We start from the raw sequence: 26188 nt of genomic DNA, 5'->3' as shown, positions 1-26188 counted from the left end.
GAGCCTCGGCCCGTCAGCTCGACGAGCCCGACGAGCTTGAGGGGTGCCAAGGGTCGTAGTCGACCTCGAGCGGCTCCTGCGGGGGCCGCTCGTCCTCGGGGACGTGCTGCAGGTTGACCCGGATGCGGTACCACACGCTGCTGCGCCCCCGCATGCCGTCGACCAGCACGTCGGCGGGCTCAAGCCGGGCCGCGACCTCCGGATGGCGGGCCTTCCACCGCTCGAACCCGGCCATCGCCTCGTCCTTGTGCTCGGCCCTGGCGATCTCGATCAGCGGCATGGTCTGCCGCCTGCGCCCGGTGCCCTTGGGCGGCTTGGGCGCGGGACCCAGCTCCTCGGCCAGCTCAAGCAGGCCGTCGAGGGAGCCGGGGTGCAGGTCGATGTCCTCCCACGGGTCGCCGCGCTCGGCCAGCCGCGCGGGGACGGTCTCGATCGTGTGGGCCTCAGGATGGCAGTCGGGCACCTCGTCCCAGGTCAGCGGCGTGGACACCCGGGCGTCCTCGACCGCGCGCACGGAGTAGGCGGAGGCCACCGTACGGTCGTAGGCGTTCTGGTTGAAGTCGACGAACACCCCGTGGCGCTCCTCCTTCCACCACCGGCTGGTCGCCAGGTCGGGGGCGCGCCGCTCGACCTCGCGGGCCACCGTCTCGGCCGCCTTGCGCACCTTCGAGAACGGCCACCGCCGCTCGATCCGGGCATAGACGTGGAAGCCGCGCGACCCCGACGTCTTGGGCCAGGCGACCAGGCCGTGGTCGGCCAGCACCTCCCGCGCCACCTGCGCCGTGGCCAGCACGTCTCCCCACGGGACGCCCGGCACGGGGTCGAGGTCGATGCGCAGCTCGTCGGGGCGTGACAGGTCGTCGGAGCGTACGGGATGGGGGTTGAGATCGACGCAGCCCAGGTTGATCACCCACAGGAGCTGCGCGAGGTCGGTGCAGACGACCTCCTCGGCGCTCAGCCCCGAGCGGTATTTGAGCTCGGCCACCTCGATCCAGCCGGGCCGCTTGGCGGGGGCCCGCTTCTGGAAGAACGCCTCCTCCTCGATGCCGCGCACGAACCGCTTGAGCACCATCGGCCGCCCGTGGACGCCCCGCAACGCCGCCTCGCCCACCGTCTGGTAGTAGCGGACCAGGTCGAGCTTGGTGTGCCCGGACCGCGGAAAGACCACCTTGTCGGGGCTGGTGATGCGGACCTCACGCCCGGCGACCTCGATGTCAGCCATACGATCACGATACGCGCCACCACCGACAACCCCCGGGACCCCGGAAAGGCACCGCGCCCCGGGAGGGCGGCGCGGGAGAGCGGCCCGGGGAAGCGGCCCGGGGAAGCGGCGCAGGGAAGCGGCCCGGGGAAGCGGCGCAAGGAAGCGGCGCAAGGAAGCGGCCCGGGGAAGCGGCGCAAGGAAGCGGCGCAGGGAAGCGGCGCAGGGAAGCGGCGCGGATCCGGTTTTCGGCCGGAACGGCGCGAAGTTCAAGCCGGGAAGGCGCCGTGGCGGCCAGCGCCGGAGGCGAAGCGGGCCGCGCCGTCGGAGGCGTCGGGGAGCGACACCAAACCGTGGCGCAGCTCGTTGCGCATCGCCTCCGCCTCGTCCAGCCCGTCCTGTTCCAGCACCGACATCCGGTCGCCGCGCAGGCACGCCTGCGGGAAGCGGGCGATCTGCGCGGCCAGCTCCTCTGCGTGCCGCCTGGCGGTGCCGGTGGGGACGAGCCTGTTGGCCAGCCCCATCTCGTACGCCTCCCGCCCGCCGACCGGCCGCCCGGTGAGTATCAGGTCCATGGCCCTGGACGTGCCGATGAGCCGCGGCAGCCGTACGGTGCCGCCGTCGATGAGCGGCACCCCCCACCGGCGGCAGAACACCCCGAACACGGCGTCCTCCTCGGCCACCCGCAGGTCGCACCAGAGCGCGAGCTCCAGCCCGCCCGCGACGGCGTGCCCCGCGACGGCCGCGATGACCGGCTTGCCGAGCCGCATCCTGGTCGGCCCCATGGGCCCGTCGCCCTCCTCGCCGACGTGGTTGTCGAGGGCTTTGAGATCGGCTCCGGCGCAGAACGTCCCGCCCTCGCCCCACAGCACGGCCACGTCGGCGTCACTGGCCTCGAAGTCCCTGAACGCCTCGGCCAGCGCGTCGGCGGTCTTGCGATCGACGGCGTTGCGCGCCTCCGGCCGGCTGATCACCACGGTGGTGACCGCCCCCTGGCGCTCCACGCGTACGGTCATGCGACCCTCCTCGGGAAGGCGTGCGGACTCCTCGGAGAACGCCCCGAGCGTACGCCGACGCCCCGCCCCCGACCAGCCACCCGACTTTGCATCCATATATCAGCACAATTCCGAAAAACGCTCTCAGGGGGCGACCCTAAGCCCCCGGCGAACAAACGCGAAAACCCATCGCTTTGCTTTTCCTTGATGCAATGATGGACGCCATGCCGCAGATCACAAGCTCGCCCGTGGACACGGCCGGGCGAGACACCCCCACCGAAACGACCGATGACCGCATTTCTCTTTTGTCCACCGATTGGCCGGTCTACAGCCCTTTCGCGAGAGAATATTTCGCCCGCGGATTCGCAGAAGGCTTCGCGACCGGCCTAGCGGAAGGCAGGGAAGAGGGCAGGGCCGCAGGGTTGGCGGCGGCGCTGATGACCGCGCTGTACGCCCGTCGCATCGACGTCCCCGACGATCTCCGCGCCCGCATCTCCGCCTGCACCGACCCCGCACAACTCCACACCTGGCTGACCAGGGTGCTGGCCATTCCGGTCCTCGATGAGGTGTTCAGAGGGTGACGGCGCCTGCCAGCAGCGTGTCGAAAGGGTCGGTGGCGGGGCGGTCGAGGCCGCGGAGGGGGCCGGGGTCGGTGAGGTGCGTCTCCGTGTAGAGGCGGGCGACCAAGGACTTGCGAGCGTCGTCCAGGCCCCAGGTGGCCTGGTCCTCCAGGAGGGCGGCGGCGTAGACGTCGGCCATGAACTGAGCCAGGGGGTACAACCTCGCCTCGGCGGTGGCGCGGTCGAGGGACGACCAGACCTCGACGGCCTTGGCGAGGTCCTCGATGCGGGTGCGGACGAGGTCGGAGGTGGCGAGCGTCCGCAGGTGGGCGAGGAAGGGCAGGTGGGCCTGCTCCTTCTCCATGGCCCTGCGCACGTCGAGGCAGAGGATGTTGTCGCCGCCCTCCCAGATCGGGTTGACCTGGGCGTCGCGCAGCAGCCGGGCGACGGGCCACTGCTCGATGTAGCCGTTGCCGCCGTGCGCCTCGATCGCGTCGCTGGCGGCGGTGACGCCGAGCCGGGAGGCGCGCAGCTTGATGAGGGCGGGCCCGAGCCGCAGCCGGGGCCCGAGGTGGCCGTCGAAGACCATCGCCTGTGCGGCCTCGACCTCGACGATGAGCTCGCCGAGCTTGCGGCGCATCAGGGGCTGCTCGATGAGCGGCCGGCCGAACGCCTCGCGGGTGGCGGCGTAGCAGATCGACTCGACGAGCGCCCGCCTGGCCACGCCGACGCCCATCATGGCGACGCCGAGGCGGGAGGCGTTCGTGAGCTTCATCATCGTGCCGAGCCCCGATCCGGAGCCGGAGCCTGGGCCGGCGAGGAGGAAGGCTTCCGCGCCGGTGAACTCGACCTCGGCCGACGCCACCGACCGGGTGCCGAGCTTGTCCTTGAGCCGCCTGATCCGTACGCCGTTGCGGCTGCCGTCCCGCCGCTCCCACAGCACCAGGAACGGCGCCACCGCCCCCTCTGGCAGCCGGGCGAGCACGACGAAGGCGGAACCGTCGGCGTTGGAGGCGAACCATTTGAGCCCGGTCACCAGCCACGCGTCCCCGGCGGGCGTGGCGGCGGTCTCCAGCGCGGCGAGGTCGGAGCCGCCGGTCCGTTCGGTGAACATCTGAGCGGCCTCGCCGGAGTAGAAGCCGTTGGCGAAGATCTCCCTGACCCGGTCCCGTACGTCCGCGGGCGCGTGCTTCTCGGCGAGCGAGACGACCATGTCCCCGCCGGTGCCGAGCGCGCAGCCCATCCCGATGTCGGCCTGATCGAGCAGGTACGTCCACGCGGCCCCCAGCGCGGCCGGGTCGGCCCCATGGGCCCTGGCCTGCTCGGCGAAGGCGGGCGAGATGAAGTTGTCGGCCATGAGCGCGTCGCGGGCGGCGTGGAAGGACGGCGGCATGACGACCTGGCTGACGTCCCTGCCCCACTTGTCGTACTTCTCCAGCCGCGGCGGGTTGCGGTCGGTCTCCTCGGCGGAGCGCGCGACGAGCCCGCCCATCAGCGCGCCCAGCCGGTCGAGGTGCGGCTCGGCCCAGGCATGGCCCTCACCCAGCCGGCGGCGCATGAGCAGCTGGAGCGTGGGGTCGCAGCGCCACCAGTTGCGGCCTTCCGCGCCCTGGTAGCGCTCGGTGGCGTAACGGTCGCTGTGGTCGAACGGCTCGACGAGGTACCGGCCCATACCCGCGAGTGTTACATATACTCGACACGCGATGGAAGAGCGTAACGGAACGTTGAGCGCACGGTCGGCGGTGCTGAGCGCGCTGCTCGGCAGCCACCCGCCCCGCCTGCCGGCCCGCCACCTGGTGCGCATCGGGGCGCTGTTCGGCATCGCGGAGGGCACCGTCAGGGTGGCCCTGTCGCGCATGGTCGCGGCGGGCGATCTGGTGCAGGAGGGCGGCGCGTACGCGCTGTCGCAGCGCCTGGTCGAGCGCCAGGCCAGGCAGGACGAGAGCCGTGACCCGCACGTCAAGCCGTGGGACGGCACGTGGGAGGTGGTCGTGGTCACCGCCGAGCGCCGCGCGCCCGCCGACCGGGCCGCGTTCCGTCACACGATGACCGCGCTGCGCCTGGCGGAGCTGCGCGAGGGCACCTGGCTGCGTCCGGCGAACCTGGTGCGCGACTGGCCCGAGATCGTCACCGCGCAGTGCACGCTCATCGACGGCCGCCCGCATGACGATCCCACTCCCCTGCTGTGGGACCTCGACGGCTGGGCCGCGGCGGCGGCGCGGCTGGAGCGCGCGCTGGACCGGGCGCTGGACACCGGCGACCTGGCCGATGGCTTCCTGGTCTCGGCCGCGGTGCTGCGCCATCTGCTGGCCGACCCGCTGCTGCCGGACGAACTGCTGCCGGCCGGCTGGCCGGGCGCCGGGCTGCGGGCCCGCTACGACGACTTCGACCGCCGCTACCGGGAGATCCTGCAGAAGCACCTGCGGCTATAGGGGCACGCCGAAGACCGTGCGCTTGCGCCGGAACTCGGTGACGCTCCACAGCTTGCCGCCCTGCACGGTGAGGTCCTCGGGCCCGATGGGGAACGGCCTGGTCGTCGCCGCGTCGCCGTCGAAGACCCGCAGCCTGCCGTTGGTGGTGGAGTTCACGGCCTGGCTGAGGTACCACTTCCCGTCGTACGACACCGCGCCCTGGATCTTGGCGTGCCCCGTGACGTAGGCGTCCTCGGGCGCCCCGCCCTCCAGGTCGAGCGGCCACCGCGCGACCCACCCATCCGTGCCGGGGTCGCGGTATTCGCCGGTGACGAGCCTGGGGGTGTCGCCGCTGCGGTCGATCGCGACGTACGAGAAGCGCGGCCCCGCCGTGGCGACCCGCCAGAAGTCGGTCTGGGGGATGACGTAGCGGTAGCCGAAGGCGTGCAGCTTGCCGCCGTGCCGCCCGACGCGGTTGCCGTCGCCGAGGTCCTTCTGCGCCGTGCGCAGGTCGAGCACCTTGTTGAGGTCGAAGACGCGCAGGCCGCGCGTGGTGTCGGCGACATAGAGCAGGTCGCCGAAGCAGGCGACGCCGCCCGCGTGGATGTTGATCGGCCCGTACGACCCGTCGGGCTTGGCCAGCACCAGCAGCGCGTGCTGATACTTGAGCGTCTGGGGGCTGAGGAACGACACCCTGATGCCCCGCTCGCCGGCCGTCGGCCGGAAATACCAGCTGATCACGAAGGCCGGGACGCCGATGTTCCCCGAGTCGTCGCTGCCGGTCAGACCCTGGGGGTACCAGTCGGCGGTGTCCTGGTCTTTGTCGTCGAAGGCGTACCAGCTGTCCGGCCTGGGCGTCATCGAGCCCATCGCGGCCGCCGCGCCCTTGTTCTTCCCTGTCCTGTTGGCGTTGGCGAGCACCGCCTCCACGGCGGTGCTGCCGATTTCTCCGGCGAGTTTGTCCGCTCCTTCCGCCAGATCGCCCGTGGCCCGATTCAGCGCAAAAGGCGCTGTATCGGTGGATACCATCCCCGATGCCGCCATAACTTCCTCACCTTTTCCGTCTCTTGACCAGTTTGACGGATGGGCGGGAAATATGGTTTGCCATCACTTCCACAAATGCACGGGCGTCCCCGACAGAGCCAGCTCGCGATAACGCCGCACCATGCGCCGCCGGTCGCCGCCGAAGCGCGCGAGCGCCTCCCGCTGCCACACCGACCCGGTCCGCCGCAGCCGGGTGCGCTGCGCGATCACGTCAAGGGAGCGGTCCGCGTCGGACGGCGTCACCCCTGCCTTCAGCAGCCCCTCCCGCGCCTCGGGCAGCAGCGACAGCACCAGCTCGGCGGCCTCGTGCTCGCCTTCCCTGCCGGGCCAGGACAGCTTGGCGTCCAGCCCGTCCATGGCCGCGCGGTAGAAGTTCTGGTACGCCTGCGCGAAGCGGTAGCCGGTCAGGTCCCGCTCGGCCTGCGACAGCGTCAGCCCCAGCAGGAACGCCGTGTTGGCGGCCATGTCCGCGCAGGAGGGCCCGGCGGGCAGGGCGCGCATCTCGATGCGCAGGTGACCGCCGTCCGCGGGGTCGTAGACGGGGCGGTTCCACTGCCAGATCGTGCCCTGGTGCAGCCGCAGCTCGGGCACCTCGTGCGGGTCCGCGCCCTCGGTGAGGTCGGGCACGATGGGGTCGTAGTCGCGTACGTACCGCTCGAACAGCTCGTGCGCGCCCTCGCGCACCCAGTCGGAGCCGAACGTCACCCGCCCGTCCCTGCGCTCGGGCCGCTGCACGTCGCGATCGTCCGCGGCCTCCTCCATGAGCGCGATCCGCGTCTCCTCCCACAGCTCGCGGCCCAGGAAGAACGGCGAGTTGCCGCACGCCGCGAGCACCGGCCCGATCGCGAGCTGCGCCGCGTTGAACAGCCGGGCGAAGCGCTCCGGCGGGGTGCGGATGTGCACCTGCCAGGAGGTGTTGGCGCTCTCCAGGATCACGTCCTCGACGGAGAGCTCCAGGTCGTCGATCTTGACCAGGAACGGCTCGAGCCGCAGCCGCCGCAGCCCCCTGCTCATGGCGCGGTAGCGGTTCTGGTCGCTCATCGCGCCCAGCGTGAAGTCCTCGGTGTCGAGCGTCGGCAGGATGCCGATGGGCAGCGCGCCGCCGCCGGTCACCGCGCCGTCGACCTTGGTGATCGTCTCCTGCACCTCCGCGCCCATGGCCTCGAACGGCCGGCCCGCCAGCGGCGTCGGGGTCAGGTTGACCTCTATGTTGTAGCGGCCCAGCTCCAGCACCACACGGGGGTCGTCGAGAGCGTCGCGCACCTGGCTGTTGCGCGGCAGCGGCCGTCCTTCCTCGTCGATCAGGAAGAGCTCCAGCTCGGCCCCGATCGTGATCGGGCCCTCGCCGAAGCCGGGGGTGGCGAGCAGCTCGCGCAGGACGCCGAGCTGCTGCTCGCAACGCTCGCCGAAGCGGGTGAACTCCGCCTCGGTAAATCGTTCCTTGTCGAGATCCTTTCCCATCGCCGTCTTCTGTCCAGGAGGCCGCCGTTAACACGTTTTCCGGTGAACCTCCAGGTCAAGGGCAGGATCTGCGATCCTGTACGGATCCGTCCTCTGACCCCCTGGGCCTTGCGCGACCTGCGGCGACGCGCTCTAAGCTCATGAGATGCGCGCGGTTGCCTTTGACATCTTCGGTGGTGAGCTCGACGTACGTGAGCTGCCCGACCCTTCCCCCGCCCCGCACGGAGCGGTGATCAGAGTCGAGGCGACGGGCTTGTGCCGGTCCGACTGGCACGGCTGGCAGGGGCACGACCCCGACATCAAGGTCCTGCCCCACGTGCCGGGCCACGAGCTGGCGGGCGTGGTCGAGGCGGTCGGCTCCGACGTGCGCGGCTGGCGGCCGGGGGCGCGGGTCACGGTGCCGTTCATCTGCGCCTGCGGCTCCTGCGCCGCCTGCGCGACCGGCGACCAGCAGGTCTGCGAGCGGCAGACGCAGCCGGGCTTCACCCATTGGGGCTCCTTCGCCGAGTACGTCGCCATCGACCACGCCGACGTCAACCTGGTCGCCGTACCCGAGGACATGGCCTACGCCACCGCGGCCGGGCTGGGCTGCAGGTTCGCCACCGCGTTCCGGGCGGTGGCCCAGGTCGGCGAGGTGCGGCCCGGCGAGTGGGTGGCGGTGCACGGCTGCGGCGGCGTCGGCCTGTCCGCCATCATGATCGCCACCGCGGCCGGCGCCAGGGTCGTCGCGGTCGACATCAGCACCGACGCGCTGCACCTGGCCGAGCTGGCCGGCGCCACCCACTTCGTCAACGGCTCGGACGGCGACGCCGCCGCCCAGGTCAGGGAGCTGACCAGGGGCGGAGCGCACGTCTCACTCGACGCGCTGGGCAGCCCCCAGACGTGCGCGGCCTCCGTCGAGAGCCTGCGCCGCCGCGGCCGCCACGTCCAGGTCGGGCTGCTGCCCGGCGGGCCGACGCCGATCCCCATGGGCCGGGTGATCGCCCACGAGCTGCGGCTGCTCGGCAGCCACGGCATGGCCGCCCACGCCTACCCGCCGATGCTGGAGATGATCAGGGCCGGCGTCCTGCACCCCGACCAGCTCGTCACCCGCACGATCGGGCTCGCCGACGCCGGCAAGGCGCTGGCCTCGATGGGCTCGGTGCCGGGCGTCACGATGATCACTCCTCGATCTGCACCCTGAAGGTCCTGAGCACCAGCGCCAGCATGCGGTAGTGGGCGACGAGCATGACCAGCTCGATCCTGGCCGGCTCGTCATAGCGGTCGCACAGCGCCGCCCAGGTCGCGTCGGTCAGGTCGCCCGCGTAGTGCAGGTCGTCGGCCACCTGCAGCACGAGCAGGTCCTCGACCGGCCAGAGCGCGTCGGGGCGGCGCACGGAGTCGATCTCCTGGTCGGTGAGCCCCGCCTGGCGGGCCATGCGGACGTGCTGGGCCCACTCGTAGGCGCTGTGGCAGTGGTGGGCGGTGCGCAGGATGGCCAGCTCGCGGTCGCGGGCGGGGAGCGCGCCGTCCAGCAGCGCGCCGCCGAAGCGTAACCAGGCGCGGTAGAGGCCGGGGTGGCGGGCGAGGGTGGCGAACACGTTGTACGGGTTCGCCTTCGTGAAGTCGTCCCACTCGTCGGGTGGCAGCGGCCGCACTCGAGGTCTCATGCCGGTAGACATGCCCCCACTCAGCCCGACATAGGGTGACATTCATGGACTATGTGCGACTTGGTAACACAGGCCTGAAGGTCTCCCAGCTGTGCCTCGGCATGATGAGCTACGGCGATCCCGCCAAGCTGGCCTGGACGTTGCCGCTCGACCAGGCCGAACCGCTCATCCGCAGGGCGGTCGACGGCGGCGTCAACTTCTTCGACACCGCCGACGTCTACAGCGCCGGCGAGAGCGAGGTGGTGACCGGCAAGGCGCTGCGCGCGATCTTCCCCCGGCGGGAGGACTACGTGCTGGCGACCAAGGTGTACTCGCAGATGGGCGACGGCCCCAACGACCGCGGCCTGTCACGCAAGCACATCCTCGACGGCATCGACGCCTCGCTGCGCCGCCTCGGCACCGACTACGTGGACCTCTACCAGATCCACCGCTGGGACTCCGAGACGCCCATCGAGGAGACCATGGAGGCGCTGAACGACGTCGTCAGGGCGGGCAAGGCCCGCTACATCGGCGCCTCCAGCATGTGGGCCTGGCAGTTCGCCAAGGCCCAGCACGTGGCCTCCGTCAACGGCTGGGCGCGGTTCGTCTCCATGCAGAACCACTACAACCTCCTCTACCGCGAGGAGGAGCGCGAGATGCTGCCGCTCTGCGCCGACCAGGGCGTGGGCGTCATCCCGTGGAGCCCGCTGGCGCGCGGCGTGCTGGCCAGGGCCGGCTCGTCCACCGAGACCGCCAGGGCCGGCTCCGACCAGCGCATCGCGTCCCTGTACGACCCCGAGAACGACAAGCTCATCATCGACAGGGTCGCCCAGCTCGCCGCCGACCGCGGCGTGCCCGCGGCGCAGCTCGCGCTGGCCTGGGTGCTGCGGCGCTCCGAGATCACCGCGCCCATCGTCGGCGCCACGAAGGAGCGGCACGTCGACGACGCGCTGGCCGCCGTCTCGGTGACGCTGTCGGACGACGAGGCGGCCTTCCTGGAGCAGCCGTACCGGCCGCGCGAGGTCCGCTTCTGACCACCTGCCCTGGGGCCTCGTTCACGGGCCGGCAAGATTGTCGGAGCGAGGTCCTAAGGTATGGGCATGCGGGCAAACGAGGAGGCTGCGGCGGCGCTGCAGGAATACGCGGAGCTGTTCGCGCTCACCGGCGGCGACGCCTTCAGGGTGCGCAGTTACCAGAAGGCCGCCAAGGCCATCGCGGGCTTCCCTGAGGACATCTCGATCGTCGACGTGCGCTCGGTCCCAGGGGTCGGCGAGGCGATCGCGAAGAAGATGGAGGAGTTCCTGCAGCGCGGGAGCTTCCGCCAGCTCGACGACCTGCGCGGGCGCGTCCCCGACGGCGTGCGCCGGCTGACCAAGGTGCCCTCGCTGGGGCCCAAGACCGCGATCATGCTGTACGAGGACTTCGGCATCGACTCCACGGTGGCCCTGAGCGAGGCCATCACCTCGGGCCGCCTCGACGGCGTCAAGGGCCTCGGCCCCAAGACCCTGGCCAACCTGCTCAAGGGCGTCGAGCAGCTCGAGCAGTCGGGCCGCCGGGTGCACATCGGCATCGCGATGGCCCTGGCCGAGCAGGTCATGGGGTCGCTCAAGGCCGAGCGCATCGCCTACGCCGGGTCGCTGCGGCGCATGAAGGACACCATCGGCGACATCGACATCCTCGCCGTCGCGCCCGAGTCCATCATGGACGACTTCCGCGCCCAGCCCTACGTCGCCGAGGTCATCGCCGCCGGCGACAAGAAGACCTCCATCCGCACCACCGCCGGCATCCAGGTCGATCTGCGGGTGGTGCCGGCCGGGTCGTGGGGCGCGGCGCTGCAATACTTCACCGGCTCCAAGGAGCACAACGTCGCCATCCGCGAGATGGCGGTGAAGAAGGGCTGGAAGCTGTCCGAATACGGGCTGTTCGAGGGCGACCGGGTGATCGCCGCCGAGTCCGAGGAGGACATCTACCACGCCCTGGGCATGCACTACGTGCCGCCGCCGCTGCGCGAGGACGGTGGCGAGGTCAAGGCGGCGCTGGCGGGCGAGCTGCCGGTGCTGGTCGAGCTGGGCGACCTCAAGGGCGACCTGCACACCCACACCGACCTCACCGACGGCATCGCGAGCCTGGAGGACATGGTGGCCGCCGGTCACGCCCGCGGCTACTCCTACTACGCGGTCACCGACCACGCGCCCGACCTCGCGATGCAGCGCATGACCCTGGACAAGGCGCTGGAGCAGCGGGGGCGGGTGGCCGAGCTGCAGACCCGCTATCCGGACATGCGGCTGCTCCACGGCACCGAGCTCAACATCGCGCCCGACGGCTCGGTCGACTGGCCCGGGGAGATCCTGCGGGAGTTCGACGTGTGCGTGGCCTCGGTGCACTCCCACTTCACGATGTCGCGCGACGAGATGACCCGGCGGTTCATCGCGGCCTGCGAAAACCCCTACGTCGACATCATCGGCCATCCCACCACCCGCAAGATCGGCAAGCGGCCCGCCGTCGACGCCGACTGGGACGCCGTCTTCCGCGCCGCCGCGCGCACCGGCACCGCCATGGAGATCGACTCCTACCCCGACCGCTCCGACCTGCCGTCCGACCTCGTGCGGCTGGCCCGGCACCACGGGGTGAAGTTCTCCATCGACAGCGACTCCCATGCCATCCCGCACCTGGCCCACCAGCGGTTCGGGGTGGGCATCGCGCAGCGGGCCTGGCTGACCACGGACGACGTCATCAACACCTGGCCCCTCGATCGTCTGCTCACCTTCCTGGGCCGGTGACGCACGGCCGGCTCCCGTCCGTACGGGGCCCGGGAAGAAGCACGACAAGCGGGCGGAGCTGCCGCCGTCCACGGAGCCGTCCACGTCACCTGCGCCTGCGCCGCAGTGAGGCGCGGGTCCCGAGCCCTGGGTGCGGCTCAGAGGAGGGTGAGCACAAGGGGCTGTGGGTGTGGCGTGACCGCCTTCAGCCCTGGAGCGGCTGACCCTTTCGCTACCGGGTTCGCTACCGGGTTCGCTATCGGGGGCGCTCGGCCGGGAGACCGGTAAGGCGGGTGAGCGCGGTGAAGCCGTCAGGGGTGCCGGGCCAGTGGCTCCTCACCGCGTCGGGCCCGGCCCGGCGCACCACCGAACGCAGGACGGCCGCGACGATGATGGCGTCGTCGGCGTACCCGAGGACGGGGATGAAGTCCGGGATCAGGTCGATCGGCACCGCCAGGTAAGCCACCAGCAGCCAGAGCCGGACCCGTACGCCGCGGGGCAGATCCCGGTCGGCGGCCAGGCGGCGGACGAGCCGCAACATGTCGGGCAACAGCCGCAACGACTCCCGCAGCAGCCCGCCGCGCGGCCGGACGACGGCGAGCGCGACCACGAGCCCCGCCCACGAAACCACCACAGCGACCGCAACCCCTATGAGCAGCTCCCACCACCACGCCTCGCTCACGCCCGCTCAACACCCTCCGCTCACCGCCCCGGCCTCCCCTTACGGTGCAACCGTCACGCATCGGTGGCAACTCAGACGAAGGTCCCTGTTAGTGAGGGTTGGTGGGGGATGTGGGGGCGGGTAGGTGTTCGGGTGTGGAACGTTCCGGTCCAGGTGGGGCAGGTTTCGGCAAGAAAGGGCGCGCGGAGTCAGCCCCAGGAGATTATATGGTTTCCAGGTAGGAAATAGTCACAACGAGGTGATGCTGCATGAGGCAAGCCACGGCGCCGATCATCAAGCCGCTGCCCGACCACCTGTTCCGTGTGCACGGCAACAGCGCCGAGATGCGGTGGGAGGCCATGGCCGGGCTGGGCTACCACACGCCGAACGACCGGTTCTTCGTCCGCAACCACACCTCCACCCCTCTCATCGACGTCACCACCTGGCGGCTGCAGGTGCACGGCCCGGGACTGCGGCGGCCACGGGCGTTCACTTATGACGAGCTGCGGGCCATGCCGTCCCGTACGTACGACGTGGCGCTGGAGTGCGCCGGCAACGGGCGGCGCTTCTACCGGACGCAGCAGCACGACGGCGCACCCGGCACCCAGTGGGGCCTCGGCGGGATCGGGGTGGCGCGCTGGCGCGGGGTGCCGCTGAAGCAGTTGCTCAAGGAGGTCGGAGTCCTGCCCGAGGCGGTGGACGTCCTGGCGATCGGGCTCGACGCGCAGTTCGAGGAGCACGGCCACGTACGCCGGCCGCTGCCCATCGACAAGGCCATGGACGACGTGCTCGTGGCCTACGAAATGAACGGCGTGCCGCTTCCTCCCGACCATGGATTTCCAGTGCGGCTGGTGGTGCCGGGATGGGTGGGAATCGCGTCCATCAAATGGCTCGGGGAGCTGGAAGTTTCCACCGTTCCGCTCTTCACTCCGTGGAACACCGTTTTTTACCCGGACGTCACCACGCAGCCGGTGAAGAGTGCTTTCGAGGTGGCGTGGAATGCGCGGGTGCCGTTGTCGCGGACGCGGATCCTGCGCGGGCGGTCATGGTCGGGGCAGGGCAGGATCGTCCGCGTCGAGGTGAGCATGGACGGCGGCCTCACCTGGCGCGTGGCCGAGCACCATGGCCACCACCTGGCGAGAGCCTGGCTGCCGTGGCACGTGGAGTGGACGCCCCGGCACACCGGCACCCGCCTGCTGATGGCCCGCGCCACCGACGAGACCGGCGCCACGCAGCCGCTCACCCGGCCCCGTCACCCCTTCGGCTACCACTTCGACGCGGTCGTGCGCCATCCCGTGCACGTCGTCCTCGACTAGGGAAAAGGCAACAATCCCGGGCCTCGTCCTTGATTACGGGAAAGGCCGGGTCCGGCGCGGCCGAATTCATCTGGAAGACTCGGCGGGAAACCTTCCAGAAATCCCGTCATGTGATGCTGCCCGCATCCCAGGGAAAAGGAGAGCCGATGCGTCAGCTGACCGCACTCGACGCGCAGTTCCTCCATGTGGAGACGGCCACCACCGCCGCGCACGTGGCGGGGCTGGCGGTGCTCGACCCGGCGGACGGGGCTGTTGACCGCGACTCGCTGGCGGCGCTGCTGCTGGCACGCCTGCACCTCTCCCCCGCGCTCAGCCTGCGCCTGGCGGAGGTGCCGCTGGGGCTCGACCTCCCTTACTGGATCGCCGACCCCGCCTTCGACATCGGCCACCACCTCTTCGAACTGACCCTGCCCGCGCCGGGCGACGACCGCCTGCTCGCCGAGGCGGTCGCCGAGATCCACGCCCGACGGCTCGACCGGACGCGACCGCTGTGGGAGATGCACCTGATCAAGGGCCTGCGGGGTGGGCGGGTCGCGGTCTACACGAAGGTGCATCACGCGGCCATCGACGGCGTCTCCGGCGCCGAGACCCTCGCCGCCCTCCTCGACCTCACCCCAGACGGCCACCTCCCCCCGGACGGCATCGGCCAAGGCCGCCCCTCGCCCCCTCCCGCCTCACGAACGGGTCGACGCCAGGAGGCGAAGGCGGGGATGGCGACAAAGGCGGGCGTGCGCCCGGAGGCAGGCGCAGCGCCGGACGCGCCCGCCCGACCAAAGGCAGGCGCAGCGCCGGGCACGAACGCCCGACCGGAGGCAGGCGCAGCGCCGCGAGCTGGCGTCCGACCGGAGGCAGGCGCAGCGCCGGGAGCTGGCGTCCGACCGGAGGCAGGCGCAGCGCTGGGAGCGGGTGCCCGACCGGAGACGGGCGCGCGTCCCGAGAGTGCCGCGACGCCGAAGGCGGGGACGGGCGTGGAGGTCGTGCCCGTCACGGACGCTGGGCCGGGGACGGGCGTCGAGGTTGTGCCCGTCGCGGACGCTGGGCCGGAGGCGGGGGTGAGGGGTATCGCTGTGGCGGGGCCCGGGGCGAAGCCGGGGGTTGTCGGGATGTTGGCTGCAGCCGTACTGCATGGGGCTACGCAGCCGTTGCGGGCTGCTCGGTCCGTGATGAGGGCGGCGGAGGATCTCGATGCGATTCCGCTGGCCGCCGGGCTGCCCGGGGCGAAGCTGATCGCCAGGGCCGCGCGGGCCGTCAGCGGGGACAGGCAGCATCGGCCGGAGTTGCCCAGCCTCGCGGTGCCGCGGACGCCGTTCAACGGGCCGATCAGTGCGCGGCGGCACCTGTCGTTCGGGTCGCTGCCGCTCAAGGACGTCAAGCAGGTCGCCAAGGCCAACGGCATCAGCGTCAACGACGTGGTGATGACGCTGTGCGCGTCCGCGCTGCGCTCGTGGCTGCGGGAGCGGGACGCGCTGCCCGACGAGCCGCTGATCGTGGCGGTGCCCGTCGCGGTGCGCAGGCCGGGCGGCAAGGACCTCGTCGGCAACCAGATCTCGGCCATGGTCGCGCCCGTGCCGACGAACGTCCCGGACCCGAAGGAGCGCCTGCGGGTCATGGGCGCGGTGATGGGGCGGGCCAAGCGCAGGTTCGCCCTGGCGCCGGCGACGTGGCCGAGCGAGCTGTGCTCGCTGCTGCCCGCCCCGGTCACCAGCCTGGCCACGCCCGCCATCTTCCGGCTGGCGGGCATGGCCTTCCCGCCGGTCAACCTGATCGTCAGCAACGTGCCAGGCCCGCAGTTCCCGCTGTACCTGTGCGGCGGCCGCGTGCTGTCGTACTACCCGCTGTCGGTGCTGACCGACGTCAGCGGCGGCCTGACCATCACCTGCTTCTCGTACGACGGCATGCTCGACTTCGGCATCGTCGCCTGCCCCGAGCTGGTGGACGACGTGTGGAGCCTGCTCGGCCACCTGCGCACGGCGCTGGACGAGCTGTCAGACGAGCGAGTGGGCGATGAGTTCCGCGACGGCGTCGGGGTCGATCTGGTGGCCGGTTAGCTGGCACAGGTTCTCCTGGTAGAGCAGGGCGGCGGCGAACATGGCCGCCGCCACCTCCAGCCTGGCCGCGTCGCCGCGCGCCCCGGGCGTGGCCAGCTCCAGCGCGAACCTGGCCCGCCTGACGAGTTCGCCGTTGAGCCGCCCGAGCCGTTCCTTGACGGAACGGTGGGTGTCGGCCTCGCGGAACAGGATGCGCCGCATGGCCGGCGAGGCCCGCAGGGGCAGGGCGCGGGCGAGCCGGGCGAGGGTGCCGGCCAGGTCGCCCGGTACGGCGTCGACCTCGCGGCCCTCCTCGATGACGGCGCGTTCGTTGACGAGAGCGACCAGCAGGTCGATCTTGTCGGGGAAGTGTTGAGCAATCAGCCGCTTGGGCACTTTCGCAAGTTTCGCTATGACCGCGGTCGTGGTCGCCTCGTAGCCGCGGCCCGCGAACAGTTCCTCCGCCGCGTCCAGGATGCGCGTGCGGACGTCACCGATCACCACAGCTCAGCACCCTAATGCGGGGCGGAAGTGCCTTGCCATGCCATCGGGGCGAGAGAGGTGTCGCACGTGTCACTCGGTACACGGCACGCGAAACCACCGTGTAGCGTATGAGACAAATATGTCTCACTTGAAACTCAGGTGCTTTACATGGCTGTGACGCGCGACCAGATCATGAAGACCGCCATCCATCACCTCAACGAGAACCCGATCGCCTCCATGGCCCAGCTCGCCGAGGCCGTCGGTGTCAGCAGAGCGACCCTGCACCGCCACTTCAGCAGCCGCGAGGAGCTGATGCTGGCGCTCGCGCACCGCGCCCACGACCAGTGGGAGCACGTGCAGGAGCGCTGCGGGCTGGTCGCGGCGACCGGCTCGCAGGACCCCGGCGCGCTCGCCGAGGCCCTGGACGCGCTGGTCGCCGGCATGGTCGAGATCGCCGACGAGTACGGCTTCGGCCTCACCGACTACACCCTCATGATCGAGCCCGAGCTGCGGCGGCGCGCCGACGAGCTGGAGGAGCGCGAGCTGGCGTTCTACGCCGCCGCCCAGCGCGCCGGGGTGCTCCGCGCCGACCTGCCGGTGCGCTGGGTGAGCAACACGGTGTTCGGGCTGATGGTGACCGTACGCGAGAGCCTGCGCCGCGGCGACGTGGCCCGGCGCGACGTCCATCACCTGCTGCGGACCACGTTCCTGCACGGCACCGGTGCGGACGGCCGCGGGGGCGAGGGTGAGCGGGTGGAAGGTGGTCTGGGATGAGCCGGGGGCGGCGGTGGGCCGCGCTGGTCGTGCTGTCGGCGTCCGTGCTGATGGTCGTCATGGACATGACCGTGCTCAACGTGGCGCTGCCCGCCATCTCCGAGGACCTGCGGCCGGACTCGGTGCAGCTCCTGTGGATGGTGGACGCGTACTCGCTGGTGCTGTCCGGGCTGCTCGTCACGGCGAGCGCGCTGGGCGACCGGTGGGGGCGCAAGCGCATGCTGCTGGCCGGGTTCGCGGCGTTCGGGCTGGCGTCGCTGGCGGTCACCGTCGCCGGCGGCGCGACGGAGGTGATCGCCGTACGGGCGCTGCTCGGCGTCGGCGGCGCGATGATCATGCCGTCCACGCTCTCCCTGATCCGGCACCTGTTCACCGACCCGGGCGAGCGTGCGAAGGCGCTGGGCGTGTGGGCGGCGATGGCCGCGACCGGCGCCGCGCTCGGCCCGATCGTCGGCGGGCTGCTGCTCGAGCACTTCGGCTGGCAGGCCGCGTTCCTGGTGAATGTGCCGGTCATGGCCGTCGCGATCGGCGCCGGAGTGTTCCTGCTGCCCGAGTCGGCGAACCCCGCCCCCGGCCGGTGGGACGCCCTGGCCACGGTGCTGTCGATGGCGGGCATGGTGGCGCTGGTGTACGCGGTCAAGACGTTCGGCAAGGACGGGCTCGCCTCCCCCGCCGCCCTGGGGGCGGGCGCGGTCGCGGCGGTGACGCTCGGGTGGTTCGCTCTGCGCTGCCTGCGGCGGCCCGACCCGCTGCTTGAGCTGCGGCTGTTTCGCAGCGCGCCCTTCTCGGCGGGCGTCGTGACGGCGCTGACCACGTCCATCGCGATGGCGGCCGTGTTGCTGCTGCTCGCCCAGTGGATGCAGCTCGTGCAGGGGTACGGGCCGCTGGAGACCGGCGTACGGCTGCTGCCCGCCGCGCTCGCCGCCGTCGTCGCCTCGCCGCTGGCGCCCTCGCTGGCCAGGCGGGTGGGCGCGCGTACGGTGCTGGCGGGCGGGCTGGCCCTGACCGGACTGGCGTTCTTGCTGCTGTACGCCGCCCCGAGCCCGCTCGGTTACTGGCCGGTCGCGGTGGCGCTGGCCCTGGTCGGCCTCGGGAACGGCTCCCTCGCCATCGCCTCGGCGGCCATCATGTCGGGCTCGCCGCCCGCGAAGTCGGGCAGTGCGGCGGCCATCGAGGAGACCAGCTACGAGGTGGGCGGCGCACTCGGCGTGGCCGTCCTGGGCAGCGTCGCGGCGGCCGTCTACCGGGCGGGGCTCGATGCGCCCGCGCTCGGTGTGGCAGGCGCCGCGGCCAGGGAGTCGCTGGGCGGAGCGCTCGGCGTGGCCGGGGAACTGGGCGCGGCGGGCGCGGCGCTGGCCGAGCAGGCGCGCGCGGCGTTCACCGAGTCGCTGGTGGTGACGAGCGCGGCGGGCGCCGTGCTGATGCTGGCGGGCACGCTGGCGGTCTGGCTCCTCACCCCCCGCCACCTGGACGTGTCAGCCGGTCACTGAGCCGTCGGGGGTGGGGTCGGGGCCGGCCACCTGGTCGGCTACGCGGCCGATGCGGGCGAGGCGGGCGAGGGCGGGGCGGGAGAGCACCTCGCCGATGTCGTGGAGGGCGATGATCAGCTCTTCGACGCCGTCGAGCGGCATGTCGGGCTCTCGGTTGAGCAGGACGCCGCGGTAGTCCTCGGGCGAGACGGCGCCGCCGGGCAGCTCGATGCGGTCGTTCTCGGCACGGAACAGCACCGGGACGGAGGTGTCGAGGACGAGCGCGAGCGCGGTCAGCTCGGCGGCGGTGAAGGAGCGCTGGCCGCGCTCGGCCTGGTGGACGGCCTGCCGGCTCCAGTGGCGGTCGAGGTAGCGGCCCAGCGCCTCGCCCAGCTCGGTCAGTGACATGCCGCGCTCGGCGCGCAGGCGTGCGATCTGGCGGCCGATGGCCTCTTCGACCCGCAATGTGATCACCCCTTCGAGGTGTCATTCTGCACGATGACACCGACAGCCAAGCGTTGACGGCGGGGCGATCGCGGCAGTACCGTCAATGTACAGAGTTCCCCGTCAATGTTGCCGATGACAGACCGACTGATACGGCCGATGGTGAGGCGCGACATGCAAGACATCCGCATCGAGGTGGTAGGACCGGTCGGCGACTGTGCCGTGCTGAAGATCGCCGGTGAGGTCGACGTGTTCACCGCTCCGAAGCTGCGGGAGCAGGTGGTCAACCTCGCGGGCCAGGGCGTCGTGCACATCGTCGCCGACCTGAGCACGGTGGAGTTCCTCGACTCGACCGGCCTCGGCGTGCTGGTCGGCGGCCTGAAGCGGCTGCGCACGCTGGACGGCTCGCTGGCGCTGGTGATGACCACCGAGCGCATCTCCAAGATCTTCCGCATCACCGGGCTCACCGCCGTCTTCGCCTCCCACTCCTCCGTCAGCGAGGCGATCACCGCCGACCCGCACTGGAAGCAGGTCGTCGAGAGCGAGGCCGGCGGTGTCGAGGCCTGGTGCGGGGAGCACGGCCTGTCCTGAACGGGCGGCCTGTCCTGAACGGGCGGGCGGTCAGGGACGGGAGGCCTCGTCCAGGAGCGTGAGCTCCTCGGCGGTCAGCGTCGTCCCGGCCGCCGCCAGCAGAGGCCGCAACTGCTCGACGGTGCGCGCGCTGGCGATCGGCGCCGCCACCGTCGGCTGGGCCGCCAGCCAGGCCAGCGCGATCGTCGCGGGCGCCGCGCCGCGGCCCTCCGCCACCTGGGTCAGGGCCTCCAGCGTCCTGGGACCGCGCGGGGTGTCCAGATATTCGGCCGCCCTCGGTGCGCGGGGGCTGTCCACGGTGACACCCGGCGCGTACTTGCCGGTCAGGAAACCGCGGGCGAGCCCCGCGTACGGGGTGCTCGACAGCCTCTCCCGGGCCACGACGTCCCGCAGCTCGCCCTCGTAGCCGCGCTCGACCAGGTTGTACGGCTGCTGCAGCGCCACGTACCTGGCCAGGCCCTCCTCGTCGGAGATCTTGAGCGCCTCGGCCAGCCGGGGAGCGGTGTAGTTGGACGCCCCGACGTGACGGACCTTGCCCTCGCGGACCAGCGCGTCGAAGGCGCCCAGGGTCTCCGCCAGCGGCGTCTCCTGGTCGTCGACGTGCGCCCAGTAGAGGTCGATGTAGTCCGTACGCAGCCGCCGCAGCGAGTCCTCGACCGCCGCCCTGATCGTGCCCTCGGCCAGGCCCTTGCGCCCCTCCAGCATGCCGACCTTGGTGGCCAGCACGACGGACTCGCGGTTGCCGCGCGCGGCCAGCCACTCCCCGATGATGATCTCGGACGTGGACTCCCCCGTCTCCCAGGCCGGATAGACGTCGGCGGTGTCGAGGAAGTTGCCGCCGCCCTCGACGTACGCGTCCAGCACCGCGAACGAGGTCTCCTTGTCCGCCGTCCAGCCGAACACATTCGTGCCGAGCGAAATCGGGAAAACGGACAGGTCGGAATTGCCGATGGATCTCATCCCGCCATTATCGCCAGGCCGCATCCACGCGGAACGACCCGCCCCCTGACCCGATCACGGGTCGATCAGCTGACCCGGTGCACCAGGGAGCCGCACAGGGCGCGCAGGTCCGCGGCGTCCGGCAGGCACTCGTCCAGCACGCCGAGCGCGGCGGTGACGTACCGCTGGGCCAGGTCCTCGGCGCCGGCCCGGCCGCCGGCCGCCTCCACCAGGTGGGCGGCGTGCCGTACGGACTCCTCGCCGTCCACGCCGGAGACGAGCAGGTCGGACAGCTCGCGGGCGGCGGGACCGCCGCCGGCGAGCGCGGCGAGCACGGGCAGGGTCTTCTTCTCACGCCGCAGGTCGCCGTGGACGGGCTTGCCGGTCATACGTGGATCGCCCCAGATGCCGAGGATGTCGTCGGCGATCTGGAAGGCGACGCCGAGGTCGCGTCCCATGTCCCACATGCGCCCGGCCAGCTCGGGCGCGCCGCCCAGGGCCACGCCGGCCGCGGCGGCGGCGCCGAGCAGGCCGCCGGTCTTGCCCGCCGCCATCTCGGCGTACTCGTCCACGGTGACCTCGCCGGGCCCGCGCCACGGCCGGTTCTCGAAGGCCATGTCGGCGGTCTGCCCCTGGACCAGCTCCATCAGGGCCGCCGACAGGTAGGGCATCGCCTCGGGACGTCCGGCGAGCTGGCCGACGGCCAGCGCCAGCAGCGCGTCGCCGGTCAGCAGCGCGGGCCCCACGCCGTACGCCTTCCACAGCGCGTCCCGGTGCCTGCGCAGCTCGTCGCGGTCGATGATGTCGTCGTGCGCCAGGGAGAAGGCGTGCACCAGCTCCACCGCGACGGCGCCGGGCAGCGCGGACTCGGCGCTGCCGCCGACCGCCTCGGCACTGAGCATGACCAGGGCGGGCCTGACACCCTTGCCGACGCCGCCCTGCCGCGGGCTGCCGTCCACGTCCGACCAGCCCAGCGTGAACGCGGCCATGCTGGCGCCCCAGGGGTGCAGGGCCCCGACGGCCTCGCGCAGTGCGGGTTCGAGCAGGCTCCGGTAGCGCGCCAGGGAGTCGGCGCCCTGCGGCAGAACGCCCGGCCGGCTGACGTTCATCGGGTGCTCCTACCTCCGGTTGATCTTGAAAATCCATGCAGAAGCATGTGATACTCCACTGTGGATTTGACATCCGTCATTACATGTCCGTTATGTGAGACAGATGTCCACAGAGCTGATCCACAGAGCTGACACGCGTCCCGAGCACCGCCGGCACAGGCGGCCCCGGGGTGGCGCGCACGATCGCACCTGGGAGAAACGACTGGTAGAGGACGTCGGTGAGGGAGCCGGAAGCCGGAGTACGAGTGGAACCGACCACCATCATTCCTCCGTGAATGAAACAAGAGGGGCAACATCTCACCATTCGCCCAAGCTTGATCATACACGCACTTTCGTACGATAATCACTCAATGAGTGAGAAATTCTCACATAGCCGACTTCTAGCTACATAACGCTCTCTGATCGGGGATCGCCGCCATGCCGCACCCCACGGAACCCTCCGTGTCCACTCCCCACGTCGTTCCCTTCTTCCGGGCCCTCCCGAGGCTGGTGAAAGACCCGGTGACGGAACTGGCCAACATGGGAACCGAGGCCAAAGGCCGGATCGTCCAGGTGAACCTGGGCCCGTTCCGACCGTATCTGGTCTCCCATCCGGAGCACGTGGAGCAGGTGCTCAAGACCGACTGGACCAACTTCGCCCGTGAGGGCATGTTCTGGCGGCCGCTGCACCGCGTGACCGGCCAGAGCATCCTCGGCGAAGGCGAGACGTGGGCGTCCACGAGGAAGATCCTCGCGCCGCTGTTCACCTCGCGCTACATCGCGTCGCTGGCCGACGACATGGCCGACATCATCGACGAGTGCATCGTCGAACTGGAGGACTTCGCCGCCACGGGCCGCCCCATCGACGGCGGGCACCAGATGACCACGATCGTCAACCAGGCCGTCATCAAGGTGCTGTTCGGCGGCCGGATCTCGCGCGACACCGCCGAGCGGCTGGCGCCGGAGTTCGCCACGTGCGCCACGTCGATCGGGTTCCGGCTGCTGTTCCCCTTCGCCCCGTACTCCGTCAAGGTGCCCGGCGACCGGGCCTTCCTGCGTTCCGCGCAGAAGATCGACGAGATCGTCTACCCGCTCATCGAGCAGGCGCAGCGCGAGGGCGACACCTCCAGCAAGGAGGTCGTCTCCAAGCTGCTGGCGGCCCGCCTGGAACAGGAGGGCAAGGCCGACCTCAAGCAGGTGCGCGACGACCTGGTCAGCATCTACGGCGCCGCGTCGGAGACCACCGCCATGTCGCTGACCTGGCTGTGGTCGGTGCTGCACGACCACCCCGACGTCAACGCCCGGCTGCGCGAGGAGATCGACGATGTGGTGGGGGGCGAGCCGGTGCGCCCCGAGCACGTCGGCTGGCTGCCCTACCTGCGCATGGTGCTGCAGGAGCTGCTGCGGGTCTATCCGTCGGCCTGGATCATCCCCCGGCAGGCGGTCAACGACATCGAGATCGGCGGCATGCGGATCAAGGCCGGCTCGCAGGTGCTGGTCAGCCCGTACACGACGCACCGGCTCGAGGAGTTCTGGGACCGGCCTGAGGTGTTCGACCCCGACCGGTGGGCCGACGAGAAGGCCGTGGTCAAGCACCGCTACTCCTTCATCCCGTTCGGCGCGGGCCCGCACGTGTGCCTCGGCCAGCACCTGTTCTACGTCGAGGCGCCGCTGGTCATCGCCAACGTGCTCAGCCGCTACCGGCCGGAGCTGACCAACCCGCAGCGGCTCACCCCGCTGCCGGGCGCGTCCGTACGGCCGAAGGAGAAGCTGTGGCTGCGCCTGCACCCCGTCGAGGGGCGGCGGGCGGCGTGAACCCCGTGGACATCACCAGCGGACCGCAAGATCTCACCGCGGTCGCGAACGACCTGATCGCCAGCCTCATGCTGCGCCCGTGGGGCCAGGTGTCTCCCTCGGTGTACGAGACCGGCCGCCTCGTCTCGCTCGCTCCCTGGCTGACCGGCCACGGCGAGCGCATCGGCTACCTCGCCCGCACCCAGCGCCCCGACGGCTCCTGGGGCGCCCCCGACGGCTACGGCCTGGTGCCGACGCTCAGCGCCACGGAGGGCGTCCTGGCCGCGCTCACTCGCAGCGACCCCGGCATCGACCGGGCCCGCCTGCTGGAGACGGCCGAGCGCGGCCTGTCGGTGCTCGGCGGCTGGTTGGCGGACCGGCTCGACCTGCCCGACATGCCGGCGATCGAGCACATCGTGCCGTCGCTGGTGGCGCTCATCAACCAGCACCTCGGCGCGCTCGGCGCGGGTCACGAGCCGCTGCCGCTGCCCGAGGGCATGAACTACGACACGCTCACGCTCGTCAGGGAGTGGGTCAGGTCGGGCGCAGAGGTGCCGGAGAAGCTGCTGCACGCGCTGGAGATCGCCGGCGCGGAGGCGGCGGGCGCGCCCGGCATCCGTCCGACGGTGATCGGCACGATCGGCGCCTCCCCCGCCGCCACGGCCGCCTGGCTGGGCCGCTCGGAGACCGGCGCGGACGGCGAGTCCGCCAGGCGGCATCTGGAGGACGTCGTCCGGCTGCACGGCGGCCCGGTGCCCGTGGGACTGCCGATCACGGTGTTCGAGCGGAGCTGGGTGCTGAGCTGGCTGGTACGCGCCGGGGTGCCCGTCGAGGTGCCGCCCGAGATGCTGGCCGACATCAGGGCCGCCATCGGGCCCGAGGGAACGCCCGCCGGGTACGGCCTGCCGCCCGACGCCGACACCACCTCCGTGGCGCTGTACACGCTGGCGCTTGCGGGGGTGCCGTACGAGCCGGAGAGCCTGTGGCGCTTCCGCTCCGGCACGCACTTCGCCACCTGGCCGGGTGAGCAGGGCACGTCCGTCAGTGTGAACGCTCACGTCCTGGACGCCTTCGGCCAGTACGTCGCCCGCCGCCCCGACGCCGCGCCCCGCTACGCCGAGACGATCGCCGACCTGTCGGCCTGGATCGCCGAGCGCAGGGAGCCGAACGGGAGCTGGACCGACCGGTGGCACGCCTCGCCCTACTACGCCACGGCGAGCTGCGCGCTGGCGCTGGACGCGTTCGGCGGCCCCGGCGTGGCGCCGGCCGTGGGGGAGGCGGGCGAGTGGGTGCTGGCCACCCAGCGGCCCGACGGGTCGTGGGGCCGCTGGGAGGGCACCGCGGAGGAGACCGCGTACGCCATGCAGGTGCTGCTGCTGACCGAGGGCCGGGCCGATCCGCGGCGCGTCGCCGCCGCTGACCGGGGGCTCGCCTACCTGGCGGGCTCGACGGGCGGCGAGCACCCGCCGCTCTGGCACGACAAGGACCTGTACGCGCCGTTCGCCATCACCCGCGCGGCGATCATCGCCTCGTCCTACCTGGCGACGCGGACGGCCGTGGTGTCCTAGCCGTGCGACTCCGACCTGGCGTCCTCGGCCAGCTCGCGCACGGTGTAGGCGTGCGTGTCCCTGGCCATGTACCAGGCGCCGTTGAACGCGACGCTCCTGCGCTGCCCCTCGACGACGCCGGCCAGCTCGGCGGGCAGCCGCCGCAGCTCGGCGTCGAACGCGGCGTTCAGCTCGGCGATGTGCGCGCTCACCCGCTCCACGGCGGCCTCCGTGCTCGTCCCCGCGCGTTCGAGGATGAGCACGGAGTTCGGCTTGCCCTCGCGCCGCTCGCGCTCGAACGTCCTGAGGTCGTTGGCCAGGCGCATGCACTCCGCGCCGAGCGCGGTGGCCGGCTCGATCGCGGCCCAGTGCCCGGTACGGGCCGGCTCGGGGCCGCAGACGCCCAGGGCGGCCGCCCACCAGGTGCGGTAGAGGATGGTCAGGCCGCCGTTGGCGAGGTAGCGGTCGTAGCCGGGCCACGGCTCGCCGCCGATCGCCCATCGGCGCTCCAGCGCCATGGCGCTGCCGGCCAGGTCGAGCTGCCCGAGCAGCGAGGGGGTGTGCGCGGCGGCGCCCGGGTGGGCGCGGAAGCGCGCGCACCACGCCCGCCACGCGCTCAGCGCCGCCGCCATGGGGCCGGCGTCTCCGGTGGCGCCGCCGGGCTCGGAGCCGGACAGGACGCCCTTGATGCGGCCGAAGAACGCGTCCACGTCGGCGTCGGACCAGTCGCCCGCGATGCTGTCGGCGATGTCGTCCATGCCGAACAGGACTGCGGTCAGCGCGCCGAGGTCGGCGATCTGGTCGCGGGTGGCCGCGGGGAAGGTGGCGGCGGCGGACAGGCAGCTGAAGGCGAGCCTGCTGGAGGCGCTGTCGCCGTCGGCGAACAGGGTGGTGTGGGGGCCCAGCAACCGGTCGGCCTCCGGCACGGCGTCGAGCGCCGCCGTCAGGACGGCCGCACGGTCGCGTTCGGGCACCCCGGCAAGCTGATGGGAGGCT

The 26188-nt window shown here is 71.7% G+C and carries 23 protein-coding genes and 1 pseudogene; 12 read left to right on the top strand and 12 right to left on the bottom strand.

Translation table 11 applies throughout. The features are described 5' to 3' along the window. Positions 1 to 13 precede the first annotated feature (13 nt). Positions 14 to 1222 (bottom strand): non-homologous end-joining DNA ligase, encoded by a 1209-nt coding sequence (gene ligD / locus AB0K18_RS35175; RefSeq protein WP_364923235.1) that lies wholly within the window; start codon positions 1220 to 1222, stop codon positions 14 to 16. A gap of 248 nt (positions 1223 to 1470) precedes the next feature. Continuing rightward, positions 1471 to 2217, bottom strand: coding sequence for a crotonase/enoyl-CoA hydratase family protein (locus AB0K18_RS35170; protein ID WP_364923232.1), 747 nt, complete (start codon positions 2215 to 2217; stop codon positions 1471 to 1473). Positions 2218 to 2408: 191 nt separating this feature from the next. Between AB0K18_RS35170 and AB0K18_RS35165 the strand changes: the two genes are divergently transcribed. Beyond that, the gene (locus AB0K18_RS35165; RefSeq protein WP_364923230.1) at positions 2409 to 2777 is read left to right on the top strand and encodes a hypothetical protein; all 369 of its coding nucleotides are present in this window, start codon (positions 2409 to 2411) and stop codon (positions 2775 to 2777) included. On the opposite strand, the gene AB0K18_RS35160 is transcribed toward AB0K18_RS35165, so the two are convergent. Next, a complete protein-coding gene (locus tag AB0K18_RS35160; RefSeq protein WP_364923228.1) occupies positions 2767 to 4428 on the bottom strand; it encodes an acyl-CoA dehydrogenase family protein in 1662 nt (553 codons plus the stop codon). The genes AB0K18_RS35165 and AB0K18_RS35160 overlap by 11 nt on opposite strands. Positions 4429 to 4459: 31 nt before the next feature. Between AB0K18_RS35160 and AB0K18_RS35155 the strand changes: the two genes are divergently transcribed. Further along, entirely contained in the window at positions 4460 to 5188 is a 729-nt protein-coding gene (locus tag AB0K18_RS35155; protein WP_364923226.1) for a PaaX family transcriptional regulator C-terminal domain-containing protein, read from the top strand. Here the strand turns inward: AB0K18_RS35155 and AB0K18_RS35150 are convergent. Together AB0K18_RS35150 and AB0K18_RS35145 are read right to left on the bottom strand one after the other, a co-directional pair. After that, positions 5183 to 6097, bottom strand: coding sequence for a hypothetical protein (locus AB0K18_RS35150; RefSeq protein ID WP_364923223.1), 915 nt, complete (start codon positions 6095 to 6097; stop codon positions 5183 to 5185). The genes AB0K18_RS35155 and AB0K18_RS35150 overlap by 6 nt on opposite strands. Positions 6098 to 6274: 177 nt before the next feature. Continuing rightward, complete coding sequence (locus AB0K18_RS35145; RefSeq protein WP_364923220.1) at positions 6275 to 7672, bottom strand: glutamate--cysteine ligase; 1398 nt, start codon at positions 7670 to 7672, stop codon at positions 6275 to 6277. Positions 7673 to 7817: 145 nt separating this feature from the next. On the opposite strand from AB0K18_RS35145, the gene AB0K18_RS35140 reads away from it, so the two are divergent. Further along, positions 7818 to 8855: a zinc-dependent alcohol dehydrogenase family protein gene (locus AB0K18_RS35140; RefSeq protein ID WP_345386755.1), complete on the top strand. Its 1038-nt coding sequence runs from the start codon at positions 7818 to 7820 to the stop codon at positions 8853 to 8855. On the opposite strand, the gene AB0K18_RS35135 is transcribed toward AB0K18_RS35140, so the two are convergent. Then, positions 8833 to 9321, bottom strand: coding sequence for a carboxymuconolactone decarboxylase family protein (locus AB0K18_RS35135; RefSeq protein WP_364923216.1), 489 nt, complete (start codon positions 9319 to 9321; stop codon positions 8833 to 8835). The genes AB0K18_RS35140 and AB0K18_RS35135 overlap by 23 nt on opposite strands. A 44-nt stretch (positions 9322 to 9365) precedes the next feature. On the opposite strand from AB0K18_RS35135, the gene AB0K18_RS35130 reads away from it, so the two are divergent. Together AB0K18_RS35130 and polX are read left to right on the top strand one after the other, a co-directional pair. Next, entirely contained in the window at positions 9366 to 10334 is a 969-nt protein-coding gene (locus tag AB0K18_RS35130) for an aldo/keto reductase (RefSeq protein ID WP_364923214.1), read from the top strand. Between the two features lie 66 nt (positions 10335 to 10400). After that, positions 10401 to 12080, top strand: coding sequence for a DNA polymerase/3'-5' exonuclease PolX (gene polX / locus AB0K18_RS35125; protein ID WP_364923211.1), 1680 nt, complete (start codon positions 10401 to 10403; stop codon positions 12078 to 12080). A 235-nt stretch (positions 12081 to 12315) separates the two neighbouring features. On the opposite strand, the gene AB0K18_RS35120 is transcribed toward polX, so the two are convergent. After that, positions 12316 to 12741 (bottom strand): YkvA family protein, encoded by a 426-nt coding sequence (locus tag AB0K18_RS35120; protein ID WP_364923209.1) that lies wholly within the window; start codon positions 12739 to 12741, stop codon positions 12316 to 12318. 248 nt (positions 12742 to 12989) lie between these two features. Here AB0K18_RS35120 and AB0K18_RS35115 point away from each other — a divergent pair, with 248 nt between their 5' ends. Both AB0K18_RS35115 and AB0K18_RS35110 read left to right on the top strand, forming a co-directional pair. Then, positions 12990 to 14036 carry a sulfite oxidase gene (locus tag AB0K18_RS35115; RefSeq protein WP_364923206.1) on the top strand — a complete coding sequence of 349 codons (1047 nt, stop codon included), beginning with the start codon at positions 12990 to 12992 and terminating at the stop codon, positions 14034 to 14036. A 146-nt stretch (positions 14037 to 14182) separates the two neighbouring features. Next, on the top strand, positions 14183 to 16084 hold the full coding sequence (locus AB0K18_RS35110) for a wax ester/triacylglycerol synthase domain-containing protein (protein WP_364923203.1): 1902 nt from the start codon (positions 14183 to 14185) through the stop codon (positions 16082 to 16084). On the opposite strand, the gene AB0K18_RS35105 is transcribed toward AB0K18_RS35110, so the two are convergent. Next, complete coding sequence (locus tag AB0K18_RS35105) at positions 16022 to 16567, bottom strand: helix-turn-helix domain-containing protein (protein WP_364923201.1); 546 nt, start codon at positions 16565 to 16567, stop codon at positions 16022 to 16024. The two genes, AB0K18_RS35110 and AB0K18_RS35105, sit on opposite strands and share 63 nt — an antisense overlap. Before the next feature lie 147 nt (positions 16568 to 16714). Here AB0K18_RS35105 and AB0K18_RS35100 point away from each other — a divergent pair, with 147 nt between their 5' ends. Both AB0K18_RS35100 and AB0K18_RS35095 read left to right on the top strand, forming a co-directional pair. Next, the gene (locus AB0K18_RS35100) at positions 16715 to 17320 is read left to right on the top strand and encodes a TetR/AcrR family transcriptional regulator (RefSeq protein ID WP_364923198.1); all 606 of its coding nucleotides are present in this window, start codon (positions 16715 to 16717) and stop codon (positions 17318 to 17320) included. Continuing rightward, entirely contained in the window at positions 17317 to 18810 is a 1494-nt protein-coding gene (locus AB0K18_RS35095) for an MFS transporter (RefSeq protein WP_364923196.1), read from the top strand. The genes AB0K18_RS35100 and AB0K18_RS35095 overlap by 4 nt, the downstream gene beginning before the upstream one ends. On the opposite strand, the gene AB0K18_RS35090 is transcribed toward AB0K18_RS35095, so the two are convergent. Next, on the bottom strand, positions 18796 to 19263 hold the full coding sequence (locus AB0K18_RS35090; RefSeq protein ID WP_364923192.1) for a helix-turn-helix transcriptional regulator: 468 nt from the start codon (positions 19261 to 19263) through the stop codon (positions 18796 to 18798). The genes AB0K18_RS35095 and AB0K18_RS35090 overlap by 15 nt on opposite strands. A gap of 144 nt (positions 19264 to 19407) precedes the next feature. On the opposite strand from AB0K18_RS35090, the pseudogene AB0K18_RS35085 reads away from it, so the two are divergent. Then, positions 19408 to 19746 (top strand): annotated as a pseudogene (locus AB0K18_RS35085) (STAS domain-containing protein); the annotation flags it as partial. A 108-nt stretch (positions 19747 to 19854) separates the two neighbouring features. Here AB0K18_RS35085 and AB0K18_RS35080 read toward each other — a convergent pair. Beyond that, positions 19855 to 20784 (bottom strand): aldo/keto reductase, encoded by a 930-nt coding sequence (locus AB0K18_RS35080; protein ID WP_364923189.1) that lies wholly within the window; start codon positions 20782 to 20784, stop codon positions 19855 to 19857. 65 nt (positions 20785 to 20849) lie between these two features. After that, the gene (locus tag AB0K18_RS35075; RefSeq protein WP_364923187.1) at positions 20850 to 21872 is read right to left on the bottom strand and encodes a polyprenyl synthetase family protein; all 1023 of its coding nucleotides are present in this window, start codon (positions 21870 to 21872) and stop codon (positions 20850 to 20852) included. Between the two features lie 441 nt (positions 21873 to 22313). Between AB0K18_RS35075 and AB0K18_RS35070 the strand changes: the two genes are divergently transcribed. Both AB0K18_RS35070 and AB0K18_RS35065 read left to right on the top strand, forming a co-directional pair. Continuing rightward, on the top strand, positions 22314 to 23666 hold the full coding sequence (locus tag AB0K18_RS35070) for a cytochrome P450 (RefSeq protein ID WP_364923184.1): 1353 nt from the start codon (positions 22314 to 22316) through the stop codon (positions 23664 to 23666). Next, positions 23624 to 25213, top strand: a complete 1590-nt coding sequence (locus tag AB0K18_RS35065) for a prenyltransferase/squalene oxidase repeat-containing protein (protein ID WP_364923181.1) — start codon at positions 23624 to 23626, stop codon at positions 25211 to 25213. Before AB0K18_RS35070 ends, AB0K18_RS35065 begins: the two co-directional genes overlap by 43 nt. On the opposite strand, the gene AB0K18_RS35060 is transcribed toward AB0K18_RS35065, so the two are convergent. Continuing rightward, the gene (locus tag AB0K18_RS35060; RefSeq protein ID WP_364923178.1) at positions 25210 to 26166 is read right to left on the bottom strand and encodes a terpene synthase family protein; all 957 of its coding nucleotides are present in this window, start codon (positions 26164 to 26166) and stop codon (positions 25210 to 25212) included. The genes AB0K18_RS35065 and AB0K18_RS35060 overlap by 4 nt on opposite strands. Positions 26167 to 26188: the final 22 nt, after the last annotated feature.

The organism is Nonomuraea sp. NPDC049421 (genome assembly GCF_040677005.1).
In the GTDB taxonomy this organism is placed as follows: Bacteria; Actinomycetota; Actinomycetes; order Streptosporangiales; family Streptosporangiaceae; genus Nonomuraea; species Nonomuraea salmonea.
The sequence above is the reverse complement of the archived record's forward strand: the minus strand, read 5'-3'. Positions and strand labels throughout refer to the sequence as shown.